The organism is Streptomyces sp. NPDC079020 (assembly GCF_044542225.1).
In the GTDB taxonomy this organism is placed as follows: domain Bacteria; phylum Actinomycetota; class Actinomycetes; order Streptomycetales; family Streptomycetaceae; genus Streptomyces.
Genome location: NZ_JBITUB010000038.1, coordinates 1 through 5,805, shown reverse-complemented (window position 1 = coordinate 5,805; position 5,805 = coordinate 1). Strand labels below are relative to the sequence as shown.

The window sequence follows — 5,805 nt, the reverse complement described above, 5'->3', positions numbered from 1 at the left end:
TCCGCATGCTCATCCGACGCTCGACGAGCCGCTACCGCTGGGACGGCCGCCCCACCACCCGACGCCTCAAGTGATCCATTTGCCGGTCGGTCTTATGGACCAGTGGAAGGTGAGCGCCCTCCCCGTCCTCGAAGGGGAGGGTCGTGTCGTCGGCGTCGTCTCAGAGGCGGATCTCCTGCCGAAAGAGGAGTTCCGGAGCGTGGAACCCAGCCCGGAAGAATTCGAGGCGTCCAAGGCCGGGGCCGTGCGGGCCGGCGAGCTCATGTCCAGCCCGGCCGTGACCGTCCACCCGGACTCCACCCTCGCCGAGGCGGCGCGGATCATGGCCACGCGGAAGGTGAAGCGACTTCCCGTGGTGAACGACATCGGGATGCTGGAGGGCATCGTCAGCCGCAGCGACCTGCTCAAGGTGTTCCTCCGTAAGGACGACGAGATCGAGGCAGAGATCCGCCACTCGGTCCTCAACGAACCGGCCGTCCCTCCAGAGCTGGACGTCACCGTGGCGGAGGGTGTGGCCACGATCCGCGGCGCGCTCTCCGACCGATCGCTGGTGCCGTTGCTCGCACGCGCCGTACGGGCCGTGGAGGGGGTCGTGGACGTCCGGATGGAACTCGGTACCCACGAAGACGCCCCGTGACGGACAATCCTCATGGGGGCGGTAGGTACCCAACGGTCACAGGGGTCGCCATGTCCGAGCTGCCGGCAGCCGACACACCCACCCGGGTCTTCCTCGTGGACGATCACGAGGTCGTCCGCCGGGGCCTTCGCGACCGGATCAACGACGAACCCGACATGAAAGTGGTCGGCGAGGCGGCGACGGCAGCCCAGGCCCTGGCCAGGGGGCCCGCCCTGCGGCCGGAGGCGGCCCTCCTCATAGAGGCGGGCGTTCTCGATCGCGATACCGGCCGCGACTGGCAGGGTCGTCACAACGGCCTCGTCCTCGGCGTCGAAGTCGACCCCACCGCGCTTCTCTGTGAGGCAGAGATTCCCGAAGACCACATCGCGGACACGGATGGGGACGCCGAGGAACGAGTGCATCGGCGGATGCTGGGGCGGGAATCCGTACGAGGCGGGATGCTCGGACAGCTCGGACAGGCGCAGCGGCTGAGGGTTCCGGATCAGTTCGCCGAGAACTCCGTGCCCGGAGGGCAGATCTCCGATCTGCTCCCGCAGGTCGTCGCCGATGCCGATGGGGAGAAATCCGGAGAGCGGTTCATCCAGCCTCAGCCCCGGAATCCTGCTGCCTGCCGACTCGGAGCCTTCACCACCCATCGAAACCTCCGGAAGCGTCGAGCTCACGGACAGGGCTCGACACACGCACTTTCACCGTAGTCCGGATGTGCCACCCGCTCCTGTCGGCTGGCCGGGGTGGAAAGCGTTCCGTACGACGCGGGCCGCCACGAAGCCGGCGGGTGCACAGGCGAGAGCGATACCGGCACCTGCCCAGCCGAGAGGCTCCGTCTCCAGGACCGAGCTCAGGAAGGGCACGTACAGCGCTGCCGCGGCCAGCAGGGTGGAGGCGAGGACGGACAGGGGAAGGAACGGGTTCTTCCGTGTCAGCAGCCGGGCACGCAGCCCCAGTACGACGCAGAGCTGGGCGGCGAGGAGGGCGAGGAAGAGAACGCTCTGCCAGGCCAGGTCCAGCGCCTGGGCGGCGAGTCCCGCGCCGAGAGAGGCCGTCGTGACGACGGCGGCGAGGACGAGCAGGCGCTGCCAGGCACCGCCACCGAGGATGTGCTGGCCGGGCGGGCGCGGCGGACGCCGCATCGCTCCCGGGGAGGCCGGTTCCGCTCCCATGGCGACGCCGGTGAGGCCGTGTGTGAGGAGGTTGATCCACAGGATCTGCCCTGCTCGCAGGGGCAGGGGCAGTCCGAGGACGGGACCGATGAGCATGATGAGGATCTCGGCGGCGCCACCGGACATTCCGTAGACGAGGAAGCGGCGGATGTTGTCGTAGACGCGCCGGCCCTCATCGACGGCCGCCACTACCGTCGACAGCTCGTCGTCGGTGAGGACGAGGTCCGCCGCCTGCCTCGCCACCTCCGTTCCGCGCGCTCCCATGGCGACACCGATGTCGGCCCGGTGCAGGGCGGGGCCGTCATTGACGCCGTCGCCGGTCATGGCGGTGACCGCTCCCCGGGCACGCCACGCCTCGACGATGTCCAGCTTCTGCTGGGGATCGGTACGGGCGAAGACCCGGACCGCGGTGAGGTCAGGGACACGTCCAGCGGCCACGTCCGCTCCCGTGACGACGTCGCCGTCCGTCTCATCTCCCTCGCCCACGAGAGTGACGTGGGACGCCACCGCCCTCGCCGTCGCAGGGTGGTCAGGATCGGGGTGATGCCGGCCGCCCGGCAGGAGGCGAGGGTCGCGGCGGCATGCGGCTTCGGTGGGTCGCTCAGCGCAACGAGGCCAAGGAGCGCGAGGCCCGACTCCGCCGCGGTGACCGGACTCGGCAGGTCGTCCCGTACGCCCGATGCCACGGCGAGCACGCGGTATCCCCGCACGGCCAGTTGCGCTGCCTCCTCGCGGGCCTGCGCGAGCGCGTCCGGAGAAGCGTGCAGGACGGCCGGGTCGAGTACGGCTTCGGGGGCGCCCTTAAGGCAGACGAGCAATCCGTCTCCGTCAGTCTTGTGGAGCGTGGTCATGCGTCTGCGGAGGCTGTCGAAGGGCGCTTCTCCGACCCGGGGGCGGGTCACCGACAGCTCCGTCGGCTCCGGGCAGCCCGTCTTGGCCGCGGCCGTGAGCAGAGCCGCTTCCGTGGGGTCGCCCAGCGCCGCCCAGCGACCGTCGGACACCTCGGCGTCCGCCGGGCGCAGCGTGGCGTCGTTGCAGAGGGCCGTCACCGTCAGCAGCTCGCGCAGCGGCTCGAGCTCGGGCGCCTCCGCCGGCCTCCCGGCGACAAGGACGTCGCCCTCGGGCTCGTACCCCACACCCGTGAGCTCGGCGCTCACCTGCGGTGTCCAGACGTGGTGGACGACCATGCGGCCCTCGGTCAGGGTGCCGGTCTTGTCGGTGGCGAGGACGGACACCGAGCCGAGCGTCTCCACCGCGGGCAGCCGCCTGACCAGGGCGTGCCGGGCGACCATGCGCCTGGCTCCGAGTGCGAGGGCCAGGGTGACCACGGCGGGGAGGGACTCGGGGACCGCCGCCACGGCGAGGCTGATGGCGGTGACGGCCATCGTGCCGAGCGGGAGCCCGCGCACCAGGCCGAGGGCGAAGACCAGGACGCACAGCGCGAGTGTCGCGGCCGCAAGGACGCGTCCGAGGGCGGCGAGTCGGCGCTGCAGCGGGGTCGGCTCGCGGCGTTCGTCGAGAAGAGCCGCGATGCGGCCGAGCGCACTTGACGCCCCCGTCGCCGTGACTACGGCCACACCCCGGCCCCGGACGACGACCGTGCCCGCGCTCAGCGTCGCACCGGGGTCCTTGTCGACAGGCACGGACTCCCCCGTGAGCATGGACTCGTCCACCAGTACGGCGGACGCCTCGGCGAGCTCGGAGTCGGCGGCGACGATGTCTCCCTCACCGACCACAAGGACGTCACCCGGGACGATCGACGCCGCCGGGAGGTCTCGGACGGCGCCGCCGCGCCGCACGCGCGCGTGCGGCGCGGTGAGGGCCGAGAGAGCAGCGACGGCGTTGTCTGCCCGGATCTCCTGCGCCACGCCGACGGTCGTGTTCACGAGGACGACCAGTCCGATGACGATCGCGTCGGGATGGTCGCCGATCGCGAGGGTCAGTACGACGGCCCCCAGGAGCACCATGATCAGCGGGTCGGTCAGCTGGGCCAGGACACGCTTGTGGAGCCGTACGGGCTTTCTCGCGGTCACCTCGTTGGGGCCTGTGTCGGCAAGCCGCCGGTCGGCCTCCTCCTGGGTGAGTCCCGCCGTCGCCCGCACCGGTGCAGGTGCCCGGTCTGCTGCCGACGCCGTCATGGCTCGCTCACCTGGCAGGGACGGTGATCACCGGGCAGTGGGCCCGATGCAGCAGCCCGTGGACGACGGATCCGACGCGCATCCCGGTGTATCCGCCCCGGCCTCGACGGCCGACGACGACGGCAAGGGCGTGCTCGGCAGCGTCCGCGAGGGTCTCTACGGGGGAACCGATCGACACCTCGTGGGTGAGCCGGACGTCCGGGTACTTCTCCGCCCAGCCCGCGGTGGTCTCCGAGAGCAGGCGGCGCTCGGCGTGGAACAGCGTGTCACCGCTGTGCAGGGAGAAGACGGGGGGCTGCCAGACGGCGACGGCACGCAGTGCGCAGCGCCGGAGGTCCGCTTCCTCGAACGCCCAGGCCAGGGCGGCTCGGGAGGACTCGCTGCCGTCGACACCGACAACGAGGTAGGGCGTCTCCTGCGTGACGTGTTCCGCGTCGCCCACGACGGCCACCGGGCAGTGCGCCTTCGCGGTGACCGGAACGACGAGGGAACCGGCGCTCAGGAACTCCTCGGTACGACTGAGATGCCGGGAGCCCAGCACGATCATTTCGGCCTCGTGTGACAGGCCGGCCAGGACTCCTGCCGGGAACCCGTCGAGAAGGGCGGAGGTGGACGTGAGGCCCGGGTGCCGGGCGTGCGCCCAGGCGAGCGCGGTACGCAGAGCTTCCGTGCCGGCCTGCTGCTGCGCCGGGTGACGAGGAGTGTTGCCGACGTGTTGGGTGTCATGCTGCGGTGGTACCGCGACCACCAGGCGCAGTCCCGCTCCTCGCAGGTGGGCCTCGTCCGCAGCCCAGGCCACGGCCAGGTGCCAGTTCTTGACCGGGTCGATACCGACGACGATGTCACTGCGACCTGTTGTGCTGGTCATGACGTGCTCCCATGTCCGGGCCCTTGCCGAGGGATGAGCTCCACGGGGCAGTGGGCGTGCTGCAGCAGGGTCAGCGTGATCCGGCCGAGCGTCGGTCCGAAGTAGCCGGGCGATCGCCGGCCGCCGACGACCAGGGGGTCGGCGTGGCGGGACGCGTCGACGAGAGCTCCGGGCGCGCTGTGGCTCTTCTGGGTGTCGGCGTGCACCGTCAGATTCGGGAACTCCTCCCGGAGCCGGTTCGAGACCGAGGACAGTACGCGTGCGTGATCGCGCGCGATCTCGTCGCCACCGGTACGCAACGCAGCTCGTGAGTCGGCGGACAGCTTCACACTCCACATGTGCAGGAGCCGCAGAGGCACCTTTCGGAGCAGGGCTTCGCGGGCCGCCGCACAGGCGCAGCCCACGTCGGCCCCGTCCCGAACCGCCACGAGCACTACGCCGTCCTCGACGGGCTCCGCGGCCCCGCGCACCACGACCACGGGCGTGGTGGCGCCGGCCGCGACCCCAGGACCGACCGATCCGAGCAACAGCGAGGAGAACCCGCCGAGGCCCCGGTGTCCGACGACGACCGTGCCGGTCAGGGCGGCGGCTCGTCGCAGGCTGCCGGGAGCTGGGCCATCGGTGAGTTCCTCGACGACCGCCAACTCGGGATGGCGCTCCGTGATCGCCTCGGCGGTCCGGTCGAGCAGCTCCCGTCCCGCTTGCCGGCTCCCGACGATCTCCGCCTCGGACAGAAACGGGACCGGTGCGTCCGTGTCCGCCGCATGAACGAGGCAGAGAGTACTGCCCCGCAGGGCCGCCTCCGCTGCCGCCCACATCACCGCCGTGTGTGCGGACGGTGATCCGTCGACGCCGACGACGACCCTGCCCGGACCAGGACTGGTTGTGGCTGCGTTCATGGCTCCTCCTAGGGCGTGTGTCGGAAGTGCTCTAGGTTGGCTGGTGTGAGTGCGCGGGGGCGGAGTTACCGATATGTCGGACCGGTGGAGCTGAAGACTGCGG

At 71.1% G+C, this 5,805-nt stretch carries 5 protein-coding genes and 2 pseudogenes; 2 read left to right on the top strand and 5 right to left on the bottom strand.

The window, feature by feature from the left end; all coding sequences use genetic code 11:
* The first annotated feature begins 94 nt into the window (after positions 1-94).
* Positions 95-637: a CBS domain-containing protein gene (locus ACIGJO_RS35665; protein ID WP_399965591.1), complete on the top strand. Its 543-nt coding sequence runs from the start codon at positions 95-97 to the stop codon at positions 635-637.
* Between the two features lie 50 nt (positions 638-687).
* A pseudogene (locus ACIGJO_RS35660) lies at positions 688-873 on the top strand (DNA-binding response regulator); the annotation flags it as partial.
* Between the two features lie 75 nt (positions 874-948).
* Here ACIGJO_RS35660 and ACIGJO_RS35655 read toward each other — a convergent pair.
* The 5 genes and pseudogenes from ACIGJO_RS35655 to ACIGJO_RS35635 form a co-directional block, all read right to left on the bottom strand.
* Positions 949-1,272: pseudogene (locus tag ACIGJO_RS35655) on the bottom strand (GAF domain-containing protein); the annotation flags it as partial.
* A gap of 51 nt (positions 1,273-1,323) precedes the next feature.
* Positions 1,324-2,235, bottom strand: coding sequence for an HAD-IC family P-type ATPase (locus ACIGJO_RS35650; RefSeq protein WP_399965589.1), 912 nt, complete (start codon positions 2,233-2,235; stop codon positions 1,324-1,326).
* Complete coding sequence (locus ACIGJO_RS35645) at positions 2,118-3,935, bottom strand: cation-translocating P-type ATPase (protein WP_399965587.1); 1,818 nt, start codon at positions 3,933-3,935, stop codon at positions 2,118-2,120. The genes ACIGJO_RS35650 and ACIGJO_RS35645 overlap by 118 nt, the downstream gene beginning before the upstream one ends.
* Positions 3,936-3,942: 7 nt before the next feature.
* On the bottom strand, positions 3,943-4,803 hold the full coding sequence (locus tag ACIGJO_RS35640) for a universal stress protein (RefSeq protein ID WP_399965585.1): 861 nt from the start codon (positions 4,801-4,803) through the stop codon (positions 3,943-3,945).
* The gene (locus ACIGJO_RS35635) at positions 4,800-5,702 is read right to left on the bottom strand and encodes a universal stress protein (protein ID WP_399965583.1); all 903 of its coding nucleotides are present in this window, start codon (positions 5,700-5,702) and stop codon (positions 4,800-4,802) included. The genes ACIGJO_RS35640 and ACIGJO_RS35635 overlap by 4 nt, the downstream gene beginning before the upstream one ends.
* Between the last annotated feature and the right edge of the window lie 103 nt (positions 5,703-5,805).

What these genes read in the sequence shown, in the direction of transcription:
- ACIGJO_RS35645 (WP_399965587.1), bottom strand. Translation starts at nt 3,935, where the DNA reads ATGACGGCGTCGGCAGCAGACCGGGCACCTGCACCGGTGCGGGCGACG.
- ACIGJO_RS35640 (WP_399965585.1), bottom strand. Translation starts at nt 4,803, where the DNA reads ATGACCAGCACAACAGGTCGCAGTGACATCGTCGTCGGTATCGACCCG.
- ACIGJO_RS35665 (WP_399965591.1), top strand. Translation starts at nt 95, where the DNA reads ATGGACCAGTGGAAGGTGAGCGCCCTCCCCGTCCTCGAAGGGGAGGGT.
- ACIGJO_RS35635 (WP_399965583.1), bottom strand. Translation starts at nt 5,702, where the DNA reads ATGAACGCAGCCACAACCAGTCCTGGTCCGGGCAGGGTCGTCGTCGGC.